Below are 18,577 nucleotides of genomic sequence, written 5' to 3'. Positions count from 1 at the left end.
TTATTCCTTAGAAACGGCATCCTTGACTACGATTTCCTTTCCTTCTGCACCGGCGTAGAAGACCAGAATCTCGGCAGGTTCATCCCCGTTGTTTTTTCCATAGTGAATCGTGTTGACTACTTCAATGATCGGGTCTCCTGCTTTCATTTCCAGGACATTTCCTTTCACATCGACCACGGTCAGTTCGCCTTTGAGCAAGACGCCCGCATTGATGACAGGATGGTAGTGATGTGGGAGTTCGGAATGAGGTGGAATGGTAACTTTGACGATTGAGATTTTGGGTTTTCCCGAAGGATAAGCTGGAAGTGAATCTCCATTCCAGGATACATAGGATTCGGCGATGAGCTCGGAGGAAGGAGATGAAACGGTATTCTCTTTTTCTTGGCAGGAAATGATTACCAAAACAATAAGCGCCAAAATCTTGGAAGAACGGACTGTAGCTAGGAAAATAGAAGCGTTGAATTTTTTCATAGTAGAAAGAAAGCGATAAGCGCTGCAATAAACATGGTTCCGTAGCCAATAAGCAGGTTTTTGCGTAAGGCTACACTTCCGGCATAGATTCCGATTCCCATTTTCACCAGCGTGTTGGAAATGACCGCAATCAAGATGGCGGTTGCGCCGATCCGGAGATCGAGCGATTCACCTGTCAATTTTGAAATGGAAATTGAGATCGCATCAATGTCTGAAAAGCCTGCAATTCCACTGGAAACCAATATTCCGCCTTCCCCCAGATTTTCATTGGCGTAGCTCACCACCACTAAAATTACCACATAGATCGCCCCAAAGACCATCGCGCCTTTCAGGTCTAGAGGTTTGCTCAGGGGCATTTCAGCTCCTTCGATTGCTGTGTTTTTCCCTTTGGAAAAAATGTATATCGTGATCCCCACAGCACTCAGGATTAGTAATCCAATGCTTGGGATAAGACTATTGAAAAGTGATTTGTTGAAAATGAAGGTCCAGATCAGTACCCGGACAACCATGATGGAGGAAGCCGCCAAAATCGCTGTAGCGCAGTTGGCTGAGAGTATTTCGTTTTCCTTGCTTTTTTTGGCATAAATCCAAGTCACTGCTGTACTCGATACAAGTCCGCCTACTATGCCTCCCAAAAGGATTCCTTTGTTCGCCCCAAGGAACTTGGTCAGAATATAGCCCACTAAACCAAGTCCTGAAGTCAGAAGTATAACCCAACCGATTTCTTTTGGATTCACTACATCATATGGACCGTAGGTCTGATCTGGTAAGAACGGAAACAGTAATAAAGCGATGACTACGAAACGAATGAAGTCATACAACTCCTCGGCAGTGATCTTTCCTACTATCGATTTGATTCGGAATTTTGAAGAAAGCACCACCACGATCAGAACAGTGATCATCAGGCTCATTTCGATGAATCCTGCGAAAGTCAACGAACCTAAAACAAAGGCCAATAATGAGCTGAACTCAGTGGTAGCGCCTCGATCCCCTTTTGACGCAGATACCCAATAGGTAGAAGCGATCAATAAACTAACTCCCAGAAAAATTGCGATATAAATCCATGGGGAAAATAGGTAATATAGCGCTGCAGCAAGAAATCCGAGAACTACCAAAAAGATAAAAGTCCTAATGCCAGCAAATCCTTGCGAGTTTTCTTTCATCGCACGGAATTGACGCTCCAGTCCGATCACTCCGCCAATGCCGATCGATACCAGCAGGCGGATGATGAAATCTCCCTGTGAAAGGGAAAAAGATTCCTGATCGATAAGCAATGTTTCCAATTTGAGATCTTTTGGAAAAAAGAAGCTTAGTCTTCTTCCATGTAGTATTGGGCCTCAAGAAATACTGAGTTTTCCTGATTGGTTCCAGCAGGATGGCTGAGAGCGGTGAGCATTCCCCCCAGTCTTACCTTCCGTTCGGGCAGACCTTGTTTTTCTTTATGATGCGCTACCATCAAAACCCTATCCGAATCTTCTGAGCTCAACTCATAGACTTCGTAGGTGTTTTCAAGAGGGACCATGGCAAAACTTGTGTCCGACCCCACTACCACAGGCACCATGATGCTGCCTCCTAGATCAGTCGAACTGCTGATTTTTTTCAAAGTACCCACCGCTGTAGTGCTAATCCCGGGTTTACCACGATCCAGTGCCTGATCCACACTCATATGCACGGGACGGTATTTTTCATACAGGTCAAAAAGCTGGGTGTCCAGTTTGGCTAGAACGCGTTCTCTGGACCGGGTGTCCAAGTGCGAAATCGACATGACCAGATAAAGGATCATGGCCTGTTTATTATTGATCACTCCGGCGACTTTGCCCAATTCCGCTGTCGAAACCACCCCGTCGTGCGCATGGCTGAATAGGTTGAAAAATTTACCACCGTTGTCAAAGGCCTCAAGTGCTTCCTGAAATGAGGTGTATGGAATGATTTTCTTCATTTTATACTGATATTTTCAACGATACTAGTCAAATATTCGGAATAAATAGAATCCTGGATAAAGAAGAATCAGTTGGGTATTCAAAAGCTAAAATTGGATTAATCTTGAATTAAACTCAGCCATCAAACTAACTGAAAAAGGCTGGCTCAAATCGGTCTTCGGTGGCCTCCTGAGCCTTGGACTCCACTCAGGAGGACTACTGAACCTATTGAGAGCGCTTGATTTAACCCAAATTCGCTTTGAAAAAGGCAATGGTTTTTTCCCATGCAGCCTTCGCAGCAGCCTCATCATACCGGGGGGTGGTATTGTTATGAAAGCCATGGTTGACACCGGGATAGTTGATCATTTCATAGTTTTTGTTGTTTGCCTTCAAGGCCTCCTCATAAGCTGGCCAACCGGCATTCACCCGCTCGTCCAGCTCAGCGTAGATGACAAGAAGGGGAGCATTGATTTTTGGCACATCGTCTACAGCAGGTTGACCTCCATAGAAGGGAACTGCCGCCCCCAAATCCGGTATCCGTACCGCCATCATATTTGAAATCCATCCTCCAAAGCAAAAGCCGACTACGCCCACATTTCCGTCACAGTCAGGATGCTTTTTGAGGTATTCATAGGCTGCAATAAAGTCTTCAAGCATCTCGTCACGGGAACGTTTGGATTGCATTGTCCTCCCATCATCGTCATTGCCGGGATATCCTCCCAGCGGAGTAAGGGCATCTGGAGCGATAGAAATAAAACCATCCACAGCGCAGCGCCTTCCTACGTCTTCGATATAAGGATTGAGTCCGCGATTTTCATGTACTACTACGATTCCCGGGGATTTTCCCTTGCCTGCAGGTTTGGAAAGTAAGCCCTTGATCTGTCCGCCGCCCTTGGGAGAATCATACATGACATAGTCAGAGCTCTGCATCCGTGCATCTGTGGGTTCGATCGTCCGAGTGTTAACATAGTCGGGCATCATGGCACTCATCAATGCGGTGAGCGTGATTCCACCTACGGCATAGACAGAAAGCTTTTCGACAAAAGTCCGTCGGTCTAGCTTGTTGTGGCAGTAATAATCGTAGAGGTCAAAGGCTTCCTGAGGGATGTCTTCTTTTCGCAGTTGTTTCATGGGTTAAAAGTTTTTGTTAGTGTTGCTTAAGTTATTCAAAATCAGTTGAGAAAAAATGGGTTTTCAGGTGGCTTGGATCAAATTTGATGTGAATGGATTTTTTATTCATCCGAAATCCGGTTTTACCTCACCATCGCTAGTTAATAAAATGACCGCGGCAATTCCATACCCTCATTTGCCTCTTTTCATCCCAAAACGAAACTAGCGGGTACTGAGCGAAGTCGAGGTGGAATCAAAGTGAAATTCGACTTCCTAAGTCACTGCCGATGATCCAAATTTATTAAAAAATCAACCCTATTAGCCGCAGTTTAGATTCCCAGCCTGGGCAGATGCCTTACCTTATGGTATCTCAAGGTAGCCTTGATGCAGGCTTTCACTTCCCTCACAGGGATATTTTGGTCCAGATTGAAGAGGATCGCACGATTCCCCTCATAGCGAAATAAGTCACCGTAAACCTCACGGAAAGTCTCCACCAATCGGCTCGTGCACTTGAAATAAAGTGCATATTGATCCGGTATTTTACTTTTCCAGTCCATCCTCAAGGTGCTTCCATGCTTGCAGACAAAGCTGGGTTCACCCCATTTCAGACATTCTTCCAAGACGTCTAGCTGTTCATCTTCCCGGGCGGTCTCGATCACCAAGTCCCTCAAAAAGTTCATCTTCGCTCTTACCTGCTCCGGATAAGCAGCAAAAGCATGATCTACTTCTGGTTGGGTCTGGAGGAAAAGGTGTTTCAATTTCTTAGACAGGTTTCAAAAGAAAATCATTCCACTCCAATTGCTTGCTTTCGGTGTAAATTCTCGCGGGAGTAGTTAATTCTTTAAAGTAAATATTATTCTTCTCGCAGTGTAGTTTTATTTCTTCAATCTTCCTCTTCATGTTGGGAATGCCGGAGAAAGTTCTCCTTGTGAAGCATACTTTTTTCAACTCCGGAAGTTCTTCTATCTGACTGGGGATATCCTGCCAGCGGGAAATTTTCCCATCAAGATAGCGGTCATCGTAGTTTGCCTCTTGCCCCTCTTCTACGTGAACATCTGAGATCAAGTCTGTGAAGTCAAGCTTATGTCTGCGAATAAACAAGATCTTTTCTAGCGTAGAAGAGCCTTTTAAACTAGGCTCTCCAAAAGCAGTGGGAAGGATTTTCCACAAATGATTTCTGCTTCTTCCGTAGAAAAATTCTGCTGAATTGGCCTTTGTTTCGGGATTGAATGTGCCAATAATCAGCGTTTGTGTTTCGGGATGTATCGAATGGGTAGCAAATCTGTGTTGGACTGTGATCATAGGCTAAGATTTTTTCAAAATGCCTGCTGCTTGGTTTTTGGAGACCTTCAAATTGTAGCTCAATCCACTGATTTACTCAAATTCTATGCGAAGATTACCTTCCTGTTAAGTTTGAGGAACGGAAGCTTTTATTGCTCGATAACGACCCAACTTGCAAATAAAACCATGAAATGCCCATAGGAAGCTGTTCTCCCGCCTGAGATTAGTTACTTGGGGTGTTTCATCTGGCCACTGAAAAACCAACTATTAGACAGATGAAATCGAGTATGATTAAAAAGTCACACTATGATATGACTATCAACCCTACGAGATTCCATGTGACCTTTCAATTTCAATTATAGACGCATGAAATATGGTCCTTTTAATTATTTGGAAGAGGAAGGGATAGCTGTCGCGGAAAAGTTTGTAGAGACTGTTCTTCTGGAAAAGGGTCAGTTGATCTATCAACCTCCACAGCGGATCACCCCCATCTTTGAGATTCTGAGTGGAGCTGTGAAAATCGGCTGCTATTCTCCTGAGGGAGAGGAGGTTTGTTATGACGTGCTGAGGCCTGGAGATTTTTTCGGAAATCTACAGTACCTAAATGGCCAATTCTCAGAATTTGCCAAGACGTTGACCACTGCAGAATTGCGGGTATATGAGGTGGATTTTTTCAAGCAATTGGTTACAAACACCCCTAAACTGGCAGATTGGTTTATCAAGGAACTGGTTAGTCGGTGGTGTCGGGCAGAGGATCGGTTGTATGCGGTCAGAAGTTTGACTCCACAGGAAAAAGTGAAGAAGCTTATGCCCTATTTTCAGGATCAAATCTTGGATGCCTCCGGCAAACTATTCCACCTGCAGAAAATCGTCACTTTTCAAGATATCGCTGACCTCACCGGGCTCACCCGGCAGACCGTTTCGAAAGTGATGCGCGAAGGAATCGGTAGAACTCCCATAGCCCAAAAAAGGAAACTAAGCTAAAAGAAAAAGCCTAATGACTTTGTGTAGTTTAAGTCATTAGGCTTAGGTCATTATTTTTTGATACCTGGATAGAGGTTGCTTTCCGGTAGGTCCATTTTCAGACCGAGCAGGTAGTTGACTACTGCGGCCACATCGACTAAACTCATTTCCTGGATTTCAACATTTTCCCGGATTCCAGCTCCCCAGGCAATGAAGCCAGTTTCGATTTCATCAAAATCAGGAAAAAAACCGTGTGTTCCACCTTTGGCAGGTTTCAGGACGGCTCCCTGGCTTGATGGCGAAAAGGAAATTCCCTGAATCGGAGCCAAAGCCAAGGCGGCATTGGGATCGGCACCGACTTGATCCAAGGCGCTGCGATCCAAAACTCTAAAAAGTTTCTTCTGGCTTTCCGGAAGATTTTCCAAAATGGTCTTCACCTTTTGCAGCGTAGCCGCATCAGTTGGATCCTTCAAATGCAAAAAAGCCGATGCACCACTCGTGTGAAAGGTCGCCTTCCAATTGCCTCTGTCAGGCTTGTTTTCCATCAGCCCTGCTTCCACCAACCAAACGTTTGGACTGATCGAACTGTGAATATTCACAAAACCGTGGTCTCCGGTCACAATGAATGTCGTCTGATCCAAAATTCCGGCACGCGCAGCAGCTTCGATGATTTTGCCAATTGCCCGATCCGTGGCGGCCAGTGATTTACGGACCATGGGTCCATCCCGTCCCTCTTCGTGCTGAAAGTGATCCGTAGCAATCAAATGGAGGGTAATCAAGTTTGGCTTGTAGGTCTCCAATACATAGCCGGCCATCTCTCCAATACGATCTTCTCGATTGAGGTAATCCCCATTGAAAGTCCGCTCATTTAACTTACCTACCACCTGCTCTTCCAGTTCGGCCATTAGCCCTTTCGGTGTTTCTTGCTCCCGCATCGGCTCTATCCGTCCAAATCCTTCTTCCAAACTCCAAAACTCTGGAAGATTGTAATCGATCGGAGCGCCTACAGAGACTGGCCAGATAAAGCTGGCGCTTTTCATTCCTGCGGCCCGTACACCATCCCAAAGGGTAGGGACTTTGATCAAGTCACTTTCCCAAAACCAGCGGCCGGTCTGCCCGGTGGGTTCAAAAGGTGCATTGTAGTAGATCCCGTGATGGAGTGGTGTCCGACCGGTGATTATGGTCGTATGTGATGGGTAAGTCACCGACGGGAATACTCCCGTGACACCCAAGGAACGGGCGCCTGATTGTGCCATTTCCTGAAGATTTGGGGCGGGCCATTTTTCCTCTAGGTAAAAGTCCGGTCTGAAACCATCAATGGAAATCAAAACTACATGCTGTGCTGGTCTCGATTCCTGCGTTTGGGCTAAGCTTGGGCTGGCTATTCCGATGAGGATACCAAAAGCTAAAGCCCAAGATTTTATTTCTGAGGGGTTGTTCATAAATCTTTGTAGTTGGGGGATTCAAAAAAGAAATCCAGCCACACCTCGGTTGCCGGATTTCTGAATAAGAGATTGATTTAAAAGAAAACTCTACCTGAAATCTGGATTTGATATGGAGTTCCGCCTGGATTGGCGACACCTACATTGGGATTGATTTCGTAGACATATTGTCTGTTGACCGGGTCAAAATTTCTGATGGTCATCAAGTTTTGATTGCCGAGATTTTTGGTGGTGCCCCACTCTTTGTTCAGCAGGTTGGCTACGTTGAAAATATCTGCACCGAGTTCAAGGCCAGACTGTTTGCTTTTGGTAAAGAAGATTTTCTTGGCCACCCTCATGTCCCAGTTTCCGAAGTAGCCATTTTCCCCTCCATTTCTTGCTGCTACCTGACCAAGGCTGTTCTGGATGTACTCTTTGGCTAGGTTATCCGGGTTTGCCAATACTTCCTGCATCGCCTGACTAATGTTCTCAGGTACTCCCGCTGCACTGGGGTCAAAGGCAAAAGCCAAATCGTTGGAGTTTACAAAGTCCCCGTTGACATTTCCATTCACCACCAATGAGTAGCGTGTTCCTCCGATTCCCGAGTATCGCACACCGACGGTGAATCCTTTGAAAGTTGGCAGCGTGCCATAGAGCACTACTTTGTTTCTAAACTGACCATTGGAATAGCTCATCCGCGACAGGTCTCTAGGATCATCAATTACCGCCTGAAACAGGGTAGCACTGTTGGCCACGTTTCCATTGAAGGAAGTGTTGTCCTTGGAGTCATTCCAAGTATAGCTTACTGTGATCTGTCCGTCCTTGAAGTATCGGTAGGTACCATCGATTACGACAGTGTAAGTGTTGTTTTTACCTTCACTGACCAATTCCAATACACGTCCGACTTCTGTTGTCTTTCTTCCCTGTGTCCAATCTGCATTCCCGTTGGTTGTGCTGATGGTTTCTGCGGGGACAAAAACCCCTCTGTTGCCTTCATTTTCCAATCTGAAGAAAGGCTGATCGGCAATGTTTCGATCCAGGTACATATAATTGTTTCTGGCGATAGACGCGATGAAGTTGGCGCCCACACGGAATCGGTTATTAATGATTCGGCTGTACATTGCATTGGCCTTGTAGACAGTTGGCACTTTCAGATCTTCACTGTTCATGTTGATCGTGGTGACAGGGGAGATGTTGGGGTTGTTCAGCAGATCTACACCCGGGGCGGTGGATGGATCGTTGCGGTAAGATTCAAAGTCCGGAGTAGGTACATTTGCTCCTGTGACATCGATGGCTACGATTTTTGTTCCGTCAAATTGGAGGTTATTCACATCCGTGTAGTTGTTCAGTGCTGAACCAAAAATCCCAGCACCTACCCGGATGATATCCGTCTGGCGCTCATTTACATCCCAAGTGAACTGGACTCTTGGCTGAATCTGAAATCCACCCGTTTTCACGTCAGTCCGGAGACCTAGCTCATCAAAAACAGTCTGATTGAAGTTTGGCGAATTTTGATAGGTCGTGTAATCTCCACGAAGTCCTACGATTAAGTTCATCCCGCGACCAAGGTCAGTATCCGCTTGCGCATAGATGCCACCCCCAAAGATGTTTTGCTTCACGGTAGGATCTACCAAAGCCACTTCTCTAGCATAGCGGTACGGAGTACGGTTGTCGAAATTATTCAAGCCTGTAAACCAGAATCTGCCATTGAATTCGCTGGTAGCCAATGAAGTCAATTTATTCAACAACAAGTCCATTCCGAAGGTATAATTCGTCTTTCCTTTGTTGAAATACAGGTTATTGACTAGTTGGTAAACGTGGGATTCAAAACGCTCTGGTAGGTACCGCTGACCACCGATCTGGATGTTGGTATTGACGTTTCGGTCATTCACTACCGACTCCACTCGCTGTACGATTGCTCTGGGGATGTTTTCACTTGGAAGCTGTTCGCTTGGCCGGCCATCATCCAAAGTATAGAGGTATTGAAGCTTGATTTCGTTGGTCAGGTTGGGAGCAAGTACCGTACGAAGGGATGCCATCAGGCTGTTAGCTTTGGATAGGTGATCCCCGTACACTTCATACAAGTTGATCGTTGTGTTGTCAGAGACTCCCTGACTGTTGAGATCCCAAGAGAAGTTGTTTCGAATGGTAAGCAAATTGGAAGGGTTGATCTGGTAGTCCAATCTTGCAAATGCCGTGTGTGAGTAGCGGAGTTTGTCAAAACTTCCGGTTTGCGGAGAATCAGCCACCCCATATTTGGTGCGGGCAATCTGTAGATAACGGTCTAGGGATTCCTGGGAAAGATTGTACCGGACTTCATCTTCCGGCGTCCGGATATCCGCAATAAACAAAGGTCTGGCATCCCGCTGACCGTCGTATGCGAAGAAATAGTGAAGCTTATCCTTAATGATCGGACCGCCTAGCGTGATCCCGTATTGCTGAATGGCGAAATCATTGGTTCGGATATTTCCACGGGTATCGTACTTACTTGCTAGCCAGTCTGCGCGATTGAAAAAGAAGGCGGAACCTTCCACACGATTGGTACCGGTCTTAGTCACAGCACTGATGATACCGCCGCCGCTTCTGCCATTGGTGACATCGTAGTCGTTGGTGACTACTTCGAATTCCCGGATGGCTTCCATCGAAATCGAAAATGGGCCTCTATTGGTTGAGCCACTCGAAAGCGGACTCCGGTTGGTCATCCCGTCTATGGTATAATTGGTCGAGGAAAAGAGCTGACCCAAAAGGCTATTGCCATTGGAAACAGGCGAAAGATCCACCAGTGAATTGAAGTTTCTTCCGTTTACTGGAAGTGTAGCCATGTCTTTGGCAGATACCGCCGTGGAGCTACCAAATCGATCTATGCTATTGGCAATCGAATTGGCAACGACGCTCACTTCGCCAAGCTGCTGTGCTTCCTCACTCAGGACAATATCCAGCTTGATGTTATCTCCTTGGTTCAGTGCGATCCCGGTGAAAGACTTGGTGCCGTATCCCATGTAGGTGGCTGTTACGGTGTAATTGGTGCCCAAGGGAATCTGAGAAACAATGTAATTCCCCGTCATTCCTGTCACTGTGGCAGCGGTGAAGCCGGTCAGTTCGTTTTTTACCAAAACTTGTGCGCCGATCAGTACTTCACCACTGCTGTCGGTAAGTTTTCCGGAAAGGGTCGCATTGACTGCCTGCGAAAAGGCCTCTTGACCAAGCGTGATGCAAAACAGTAGCATCAGGGCAAGGTAAGCGCTGTGGGTAAATTTTTTTAATCTCATAGATTTGAACAGATTGATTGATCGTTCAAAGCTAGAGCCGCGCTAAGCCTAGGGGATGTTAAAAATTAACATGGTAGGGAATGTTCATAAAAGCTTAAAAGAGGAAACAATTTGATAAAAATTACCTCCTAGGATTTCCTGAATTATGGGTTATCGGGCCTTTGATTAGGTTTGGAGGAGGGAGGGGAATTTTTAACGCTTGAGCTGCGTGTCTTGGTTGCTTCAACTTTTGCGAAGCGCTGAGTTTAATCCGGTTTGAGGATTTTCAATTGGGCTGTGGCATTTTCATGGGTAGGATCAAGGGTCAGGACTTTCTCATAGACTGCGATGGCGGATTCTTTGTCTCCGCTGATTCGCAGTGCATCTGCGTAGCTATTCTGTACCCGAGGAGAATAGGGGTAGATCACCGTATTGTAAAGGAAGGTCATCAGCGCCTGAGGCATGCGATCCGAATATTGGAATACAAAGCCCAGCGTATTCAGCTCCACCTCTTTGCCAACCAAACCATAGACTTCTCCCAAGTGATAGTTGACATTCTTCCAGATCGAGTCCATCGGTTCCTTTTCGAATAAGTCTAGGAGGTAGGATGCTGCCCGATAGTTTGGCTCTGAAGGGAAGCCCACAGCGATTTGCGCTAGATCTTTTTCCAGATCATTTCGCGGAGATTCCACGATGCGGGCATATTCCAATCCCTCTTTTTTGAAGATAAACGTAGGTACTCGGTGAATCTGCAATCCCTTTTCCTCCCCATTTGGTCCCTGCTTGTACTGCTCCTCTCCATCGTAGAGCGCGGTAAAGGTGAGCTGGGATTCATCCAGACCCAGTTCGTTCCAGAGCTTAACAAACTGCGGCACCCATCGCTTGCTGTCTCCGCACCAGGTACCGAGGTAGATTTCCACTTCCGTGTCGCTCAGAGCAGTTTTCCATGAAGTGTCTGCTCCCTTGAGTTTGAATTTGGCGAGGTTTTCTTCATACCAAGCGCTGTATGTCGTGTCGGTTCGCAGGACATTCAGGTCAAAGCGGCCTGCCAGATGCTTCTCTCCGCTGGCATTGGTGTAGGAGAGCGGAGTCTGTGCTGAAGCAAGTTGGGAAAGCAGGCAAAAAAGGAGCAAGAGGTATTTCATGGCGGTGGGATTACAGCCCGAATTTAAAAAGGCAAATCAATCGTGGCTGTTAAACTTGGTGAAAAGAGGGATTCTAACCTCTGGCAGTTTTTTGCTTGAAAAGTAGCTTATGTGGTAATTAGTAAGGGAAAGCACAAATGCAAAACCATAAATACCAAGCGCTTAGGTTAGAAATTTTAGAAGATTCGGTCAAAGAGTATTTTTCTGATTTTTAGTAGTTTGATGGATCTAATCACATCGCTACATGGACTACAACAAAAGAATTGAAGCGCTGATAGGGATCAGTTTGGAAGACTATCCCGGTTCGGAATATTCTCCGAGAGCCATTCAAGATTTCCCCAGTTTATCTCCAAAAAAAAACCTGCGGCTCCGATCTTTGACCTCTTTGAAGAAGTAGAAGTGGTCACGTATCCCAATCTCTACAATCGGATGATGACCTTTAATTGTTCCAGCTTTAAGCCAGTACAGATGCCTGTGCTGGAAGAGCTGGTCAAAGGTTTGGTGGATATCTATGGTCGGGACAAAAAGGGAATGCTCTGGTTGCTGGAAGATGAGATCGAGGAGATCCTATTGGGAAAATGGGAGGGCCGGATCTGGGAATTTGACAAGTACGATGAAGTTCATGATATCTTTTTATTTTTCACTAAGGAAAACCACCTCGAACTGACCATCAAGGAAACAGGAAATCTGCTTGATTTTGACTGATGGAGTGAACCTATTCTCAAAAATCAGTCAAGCGTAAGACCAAGGAGGCAGAGCGCTTTAGCTTTTTCTCTTCATCAAAATCCTACTGGTAAATAGGGATTTTTAATCCTACATAAAAGTCTGCTGATTGACTGGAAGAGGAGATCAGGTTGGTGAGTACCGACCCTGAGCCGACCACGAGAGGGCCTACACGCAGTCCCAATCCCCAGTGGATTCCTTTGGAATATTGTCTGGTTCCCACAGGGCTGGATACGCTGATCCATTTGGATTCCCATCTAGGCGTAATTTGAAAGTGGTTTACAGTCCGAGATACAGGTAGGTCTCCGTGATCTTTGATCCCGAGCGAGCCACTGGCACTGACGAAAAAGGCCTTATTGATCGCATAATCTGCAAATACTTGAAGGGTGGTAGGGATCGCAAAGCGTAGATCCTCGCGTCGCTCTGTCCCGGGGTAGTTTTGATCGAGGATTTCCTCGAGGGACTGATTCTCAAAATCACTGACGGAGACCATACCATTCATATTGTAGAGGTAGCGTTCCGAAGCTGCGTACGAGATGCCTCCAATATCCATGACCGAAATTCCCATTCGAAGTTTGTATGTGTCCGTGTCGGAGTAGCTCGCATCTCTGACCTCATAGACTACACCCAAATCAAGACCAAAGCCAGAGGAAATAGTCGAAAAGTCTATCTCATCTGAATCGAACCCGGAGCTAATGCCGAAATCCAAATTCCCGGTGGTGGTAAGCGATTCGGTACTTGCGTTATAATTCGCCCCCAATTGTCCACTGGATAGGAAAACTCCTCCTGCTCCAGCTAAATATTTGACTGTGGCACCTGCGCTGAGCATTTTCCGATCATCTGAGAGTAAGATTCGGGCATAGCTAAGCCCGACTTCTCCCCAAGGGTGAATGACACCGTCCAAATCTTCCATACTTGCAGTGAAATCCCCCAGCTCCTCGTTGTCTGTGGAGACTGCCTGATAAAATTCCCCTGCGATGTTGTTGAGCGTGAAAAATCCCCGAACGCGTGTGCTAAAGGCAAAACTATTTTTGTCTCCGATATGAAACAGGACCGCGGGACCAAGGATGTCCACATTGCCCAAAAAGTTGTTTTGATCAAGCGGGTTGGTCTCTACATCTGATCCAAAGTTGAAACCATCCTCAAACTTGCCAAGATTGGACAAATCAATAGACGCATAATCATTGCCGGCAAAGAGGCTGGCAGAAAACAGATTGATGTCCAGTTTCATTTTGGAGCCGGAAATAGCGGCAGGATTCATCATGATCGCGTGAACGCCAGCTCTTCGGTCCGTAGCAAATCCTAAGTGGGTCTGTGCCAGAGCTGAGCCGCTGAAAAAGATGAGAAAAAGTAGCAGAAAAAAGCCAGCAGATGGGTTTGGGAATTTCATGATTGTTTGAGTTGTGTGGTTTGACAATGAATATATTCTCCTTCCATTTAAAACAAAAAAATATCCATGATGACGACCTATTTTTCTCACAAGCATACTCTGAAGAAAATCTGGATTTAACCCGGATTTTTCTACCAAGAAGTGCAAAGCGTGCCGATATCAACTTTCACTTTTCTAAAAGAATAGCTTCCCGAAGCTTGTTCATGTCACTGATTTCGAAACCAGTTTCAGTAAGGCTGAGGCTATCTTGTTTATCCTGATTTTTGAGAAACATTGAGAAGCTCAAGGCCACTTTCCTTGCTTTTGTAAATCAATAAACCCAAAGAGATTAGCGCCAGATTTTTGATGATATACTGACCTACCAGAGTCGGAGCAAACCACATCTGCCATGTGTCCTCTGGCAATACGATTTCCGGGACGAAGGTAATCGTCATGTGAAATAAAAGGACATACAAGGACTCCCGGGTGAATTTTGGCGCCAGCCAACTCAATCCAATCAGGCATTCAAAAAGGCCAAATAGCCGATTAAACAGCTCAAAGGAAATCAATCCAGAAAGCAGCTGCTCGAATAAGCGATGGACCAAAGGCTCTGCAGGCGAAATACCGATGACTTTCAGAATGCCAAACCAGAAGAAAATAACGAACAGGGAGCATCTCCCAAACCAAAGGATGTTTTTCATAATCGGGTAAATAAACGCGGAAATATATTCTGAGAAAATGGACCAAAGGATGACGAAAATCAGGCTTTTACTAAAAATTGAAAATCGCTTTCGCCTCCCATTTAAAAACGCTGTCCAGATCAAGTTCCCACAATTCCTTGTTGCATTTTCTTCAGTATTAAGTTCCGTGGATCTGAAAGCCCCAAAATCCAAAAGTGGGATCCAAAAATGTTTTCTGTATTTTCAGAAATCAAACGCAACACCATGTCTCTAAAGCACTATTTTATCCGGTTGAAAACCTGGGTCACCCGTCAAGTAACCAAGGTAAAACCGGGGAAAACCGCGCAAAAAGGTGCGGCAATTGGTCTATTAGCAGGTTCTTTTCTGCTTTTTGGAATCGAGGTAATCGGCATGACGATCAACTTCCGTGATCCATGGATTTTGGCGCTCGGTCTGGTGATTTTGGCGGTATCAGTGTTAGCTGCCTTTTTGACTTCTTGGCTCATCAAGCAGCTCAATGCGATTCCCAAAGGGTACAAAATCGCCCTTCTTATTTCCATACCGCTATTAATCCTGGTGAGGTTATTGGATCAGCGACTCATGGTAGCCATGATTCTCGTCTTTTCACTTTTGGGGGCAGGAGTTTCTATATTCAAGATTACCCATTTCAGAAAATTGACTTTCCCCAAAAAGGCAGTAGCAATTCTTGGGTTTGCCATTGGATTGCTTGGGGCTGGAGCATCGCTGTACTTTCTGATGATCAGAGGCCTGGAGATGAAGCCGCTGATCAATGCGGCCAAACTAGCCGAGGAGAATATCACCCCACTGCCATTTGAGTCACCTGCTGCACTGGGACGCTATGAAGTTGAATTTTTCACCTATGGATCAGGCAAAGATATCCAAAGGGAAGAGTTTGCCGATGGAGTGAGCTACACGACCGAGTCGGTGGACGGTACGGCTTTTCTGGATCATTGGGAAGGAATGTCGGGCAAGTACCGAACTCACTATTGGGGATTTGATTACCGAGAATTACCGGTAAATGGGCGGGTTTGGAAACCCAAAGAGGAGGGGCCCTTTCCGTTGGTATTGATTGTCCATGGAAATCATCCGATGCAGGATTTTTCAGATCCCGGCTATGAATACTTAGGGGAGCTAATGGCTTCCCGGGGGTATATTTTTGTATCAGTGGATGAAAATTTCCTCAACGGCTCCTGGTCAGATTTCCCTGATGGGTTGGAAAAAGAAAACGATGCACGGGCATGGATGCTCTTGGAGCACCTGAGGCAATGGAAGGAATGGACCCAAGATTCGTCCCATGGCCTTTTTGGACAAGTTGACTTGGATAAACTGGCGCTGATTGGGCACTCCCGAGGTGGGGAAGCTGTGGCGCATGCCGCGATGCTGAATCGGCTGGACCACTATCCGGATGATGCTGCGATCCCCTTGGGCTATCATTTTAGCATTCAGGCTATCGTGGCGATAGCCCCAGTGGATGGTCAATATAAACCCGCAGGCAGCCTGAACAAACTTGAGAATATTAGCTATCTCGGAATTCATGGTGCACAGGATGCAGACGTGGAATCCTTTGATGGCCTCAAGCAATTTGAGCGCATTTCTTTTACCGATTCGATCTATAGGTTCAAAGCCGGAATCTATATCGCCGGGGCAAATCATGGACAATTCAATTCCAGTTGGGGAGACAATGATGCCTTGGCTTCATTTTCGGGATTGCTAAACAAGCAGCAGCTGATGGATCCAAAAGACCAGGAAACCATCGCCAAAGTCTACATCAGTGCATTTTTGGAAACCACGCTTCAGGGAAAGGACAACTTTCTGCCCTTGTTTACCGATGCAAGAAAGGGGCGGAATTGGTTGCCCGAGACCATCTACCTCAGTCAATTTCAGGATTCAGAGAGTCGGTTTTGGGCAGGGTTTGATGAGGACTTTGAAGTAGGCACACTATCCAAAGCAGAATCAGCGCAGGGCGAAAATTTGACCGTCTGGAGAGAAGGGGAAGTCATGCCAAAATATGGACTGAGGGGAACTCGGGCGGTGTATTTGGGATGGAATTACGAAGAATTTGGCGGTGACAGCCTCGATTGGGAAGCTTCGGAAAAGCCTACTTTGCCAGACTCCCTTCGTGCCAGCTACACGGTCAAGTTGGGGCAGGATACTTTTCGGCCTGATTCCAGCTCGGTTTTAATATTCTCGTTGGCAGAGTCAGGTGAGCCGTCCAATCCCAAAACAAAAGGAAAGTGGATCGATGAAAATACGGAGGAAGAAGAAGATGATAATTCCGAAAACGAATCAACAAACTCCGACGAAGATGGGCAGAAAGAAGTAGAAGAGGAGGACGATCAAGAGGAAAAGGCCTTGCCTGTCCTTGACTTTTCCATTGAACTGATGGACGATCAAGGTGAGCGCATCGTTTTTTTAGCGAGTGAATTCTCGCCGGTGCAGCGGCTGATCCAATCCCGGGTGTTGAAAATTCAATTTTTGGATGAAAAAGATGAGACCGAACCGATATTCCAACTCTATCAGTTTGAGCTACAAAAAATAGCAGCCAGAAATCCCCTCTTTAAACTGGAAAGTCTTCAGCAGATCCGGTTCCTCTTTGACCAATCGGAGCAAGGGGTGCTGATCCTGGATCAACTGGGAGTGATGCCAAGTTTTGAAGCTGGTAGGTATTCAGGAGCGGAAAAATTAGAGTAGAAATGAAAAAAGAAAGCCTCGTTCTACTTTTGGTTATCCTCATTAAATTCCTGCTGCAGTACATCGCCGTGCATCCGGACTTTGACCTGCATCGGGACGAGTTTCTACACTTGGATCAAGCAGACCATTTGGCTTGGGGCTATTTGTCCGTGCCTCCAGTGACTTCCTGGATCTCGGTGTTAATTCGGGAATTGGGCAATTCAGAGTTTTGGGTTCGCTTTTTCCCGGCTCTTTTCGGGGTGTTGACGATATGGGTGGTTTGGGATTTGGTGAAGCGACTGGGAGGAAACTTGTTTGCACAGTTGCTCGCGGCTTCTGGTTTGCTTTTCTCTGCCTTGGTGCGAATGAATATTCTCTTTCAGCCAAACTCAGTGGACATCCTCTGCTGGACTTTGGTGGGGTACACGCTGGTGCGCTTTGTCCAAACCCAGCAAAACAAGTGGCTCTATTTTCTGGCTTTAAGTTTCGCATTTGGCTTTCTGAATAAGTACAGCATCATCTTTCTTGCCATGGGACTTTTCCCGGCATTGGCCCTGACATCGGAGCCATCCATTTTCCGCAACAAGCACCTCTATTTTGCCTTGCTTTTGGCTCTGATCCTTGTCTCGCCCAACTTGATTTGGCAGTGGCAAAATGGTTTTCCGGTGCTCACCCATATGAAGCTGCTTAGCAAGTATCAGTTGGTCAATAACAGTCGGGTTGGCTTCCTAGTGGAGCAACTGCTTTTTTTCTACCCGGGGCTTTTTATCTGGGTTTCGGGAGCAATAGCAGCCGGAACTTCGGTGAGGTTTGCGAATTTTCGCTGGGTGTTTTGGTGCTACATTTTTACGATTGGCATTTTCACCTTTTTTCAGGCCAAAGCCTATTATGCCATCGGACTATACCCGGTTTTGATCGGATTTGGAGCGGTTTGGCTTGCTGATTTTGTCGCTGAGGGCTGGAAAAGTAGACTCAAACCGATTTTATTGACACTACCGTTGATTCTGTTTTTACCTGCTTTTTCCCTGATCCATCCGGTTTATTCACCAGAGCGGATTCAGTCAGATCCACCTGCCTATTCCCGTCTCGGACTCAACCGCTGGGAAGATGGCAAGGAGCACCCCATTCCTCAGGATTTTGCAGATATGATGGGTTGGCGTGAGCTGGCCCACTTGGTCGATTCTGCCTACCAGATGATGCCGAAGGAAGGCCGTACGCTGATCATTTGTGACAACTATGGCCAGGCAGGCGCCATTAATTTCTATACCCAAACTCCCGGTCTCCAAGCACTGACGATGAATGCAGATTACCTGTATTGGTTTGACTTGGGGGAAAAAGTGGACCACTTGATTTTAGTCTGGGAAAAAGACGAGCAGATCACTTATCGGGAGCTAGATTTCTTCGAAGAATATCAGGAAATCGGTAAAATCACCCATCCCTTGGCTCGTGAAAAAGGAACCACGGTTCACTTTCTTAGAGGTGCAAAAGTGAACCTCAATGCGATTTTGAATCAAGAAGTGGCGGAGGAGAAAAATGTGTGGGAGGGAAGGCAATAA

The 18,577-nt window shown here is 46.2% G+C and carries 15 protein-coding genes; 4 read left to right on the top strand and 11 right to left on the bottom strand.

Annotated features, from left to right (window positions below; translation table 11 throughout):
• From DK188_RS19085 to DK188_RS19060, 6 genes are all read right to left on the bottom strand, one after another.
• Complete coding sequence (locus DK188_RS19085; protein ID WP_111672449.1) at window positions 1-471, bottom strand: cupin domain-containing protein; 471 nt, start codon at window positions 469-471, stop codon at window positions 1-3.
• Complete coding sequence (locus DK188_RS19080; RefSeq protein WP_111672448.1) at window positions 468-1,754, bottom strand: MgtC/SapB family protein; 1,287 nt, start codon at window positions 1,752-1,754, stop codon at window positions 468-470. The genes DK188_RS19085 and DK188_RS19080 overlap by 4 nt, the downstream gene beginning before the upstream one ends.
• A gap of 26 nt (window positions 1,755-1,780) precedes the next feature.
• Entirely contained in the window at window positions 1,781-2,410 is a 630-nt protein-coding gene (locus DK188_RS19075; RefSeq protein WP_111672447.1) for a hypothetical protein, read from the bottom strand.
• Window positions 2,411-2,633: 223 nt separating this feature from the next.
• On the bottom strand, window positions 2,634-3,521 hold the full coding sequence (locus tag DK188_RS19070; protein WP_111672446.1) for a dienelactone hydrolase family protein: 888 nt from the start codon (window positions 3,519-3,521) through the stop codon (window positions 2,634-2,636).
• A gap of 308 nt (window positions 3,522-3,829) precedes the next feature.
• On the bottom strand, window positions 3,830-4,258 hold the full coding sequence (locus DK188_RS19065; RefSeq protein ID WP_232825773.1) for a DUF1801 domain-containing protein: 429 nt from the start codon (window positions 4,256-4,258) through the stop codon (window positions 3,830-3,832).
• A gap of 4 nt (window positions 4,259-4,262) precedes the next feature.
• Complete coding sequence (locus DK188_RS19060; protein ID WP_111672445.1) at window positions 4,263-4,802, bottom strand: uracil-DNA glycosylase family protein; 540 nt, start codon at window positions 4,800-4,802, stop codon at window positions 4,263-4,265.
• 345 nt (window positions 4,803-5,147) lie between these two features.
• Here DK188_RS19060 and DK188_RS19055 point away from each other — a divergent pair, with 345 nt between their 5' ends.
• A complete protein-coding gene (locus tag DK188_RS19055; RefSeq protein WP_111672444.1) occupies window positions 5,148-5,765 on the top strand; it encodes a Crp/Fnr family transcriptional regulator in 618 nt (205 codons plus the stop codon).
• Window positions 5,766-5,815: 50 nt separating this feature from the next.
• On the opposite strand, the gene DK188_RS19050 is transcribed toward DK188_RS19055, so the two are convergent.
• From DK188_RS19050 to DK188_RS19040, 3 genes are all read right to left on the bottom strand, one after another.
• A complete protein-coding gene (locus DK188_RS19050) occupies window positions 5,816-7,186 on the bottom strand; it encodes an alkaline phosphatase family protein (protein ID WP_111672443.1) in 1,371 nt (456 codons plus the stop codon).
• A 77-nt stretch (window positions 7,187-7,263) separates the two neighbouring features.
• Window positions 7,264-10,434 carry a TonB-dependent receptor gene (locus DK188_RS19045; protein WP_198673050.1) on the bottom strand — a complete coding sequence of 1,057 codons (3,171 nt, stop codon included), beginning with the start codon at window positions 10,432-10,434 and terminating at the stop codon, window positions 7,264-7,266.
• 245 nt (window positions 10,435-10,679) lie between these two features.
• Entirely contained in the window at window positions 10,680-11,558 is an 879-nt protein-coding gene (locus DK188_RS19040; RefSeq protein ID WP_111672442.1) for a hypothetical protein, read from the bottom strand.
• Window positions 11,559-11,987: 429 nt separating this feature from the next.
• Here DK188_RS19040 and DK188_RS19035 point away from each other — a divergent pair, with 429 nt between their 5' ends.
• Window positions 11,988-12,263 (top strand): hypothetical protein, encoded by a 276-nt coding sequence (locus DK188_RS19035; RefSeq protein ID WP_157963287.1) that lies wholly within the window; start codon window positions 11,988-11,990, stop codon window positions 12,261-12,263.
• Window positions 12,264-12,345: 82 nt separating this feature from the next.
• On the opposite strand, the gene DK188_RS19030 is transcribed toward DK188_RS19035, so the two are convergent.
• Entirely contained in the window at window positions 12,346-13,671 is a 1,326-nt protein-coding gene (locus DK188_RS19030) for a DUF5723 family protein (RefSeq protein WP_111672440.1), read from the bottom strand.
• Between the two features lie 251 nt (window positions 13,672-13,922).
• Window positions 13,923-14,351 (bottom strand): hypothetical protein, encoded by a 429-nt coding sequence (locus tag DK188_RS19025; RefSeq protein WP_111672488.1) that lies wholly within the window; start codon window positions 14,349-14,351, stop codon window positions 13,923-13,925.
• A 243-nt stretch (window positions 14,352-14,594) separates the two neighbouring features.
• Here DK188_RS19025 and DK188_RS19020 point away from each other — a divergent pair, with 243 nt between their 5' ends.
• Together DK188_RS19020 and DK188_RS19015 are read left to right on the top strand one after the other, a co-directional pair.
• Entirely contained in the window at window positions 14,595-17,042 is a 2,448-nt protein-coding gene (locus DK188_RS19020) for a poly(ethylene terephthalate) hydrolase family protein (protein ID WP_157963286.1), read from the top strand.
• Window positions 17,043-17,044: 2 nt separating this feature from the next.
• A complete protein-coding gene (locus DK188_RS19015; protein WP_111672438.1) occupies window positions 17,045-18,577 on the top strand; it encodes a glycosyltransferase family 39 protein in 1,533 nt (510 codons plus the stop codon).

Origin of the sequence: Algoriphagus litoralis, from assembly GCF_003259255.1 — a bacterium.
In the GTDB taxonomy this organism is placed as follows: domain Bacteria; phylum Bacteroidota; class Bacteroidia; order Cytophagales; family Cyclobacteriaceae; genus Algoriphagus; species Algoriphagus litoralis.
This window is presented reverse-complemented; position numbering and strand designations above follow the sequence as displayed.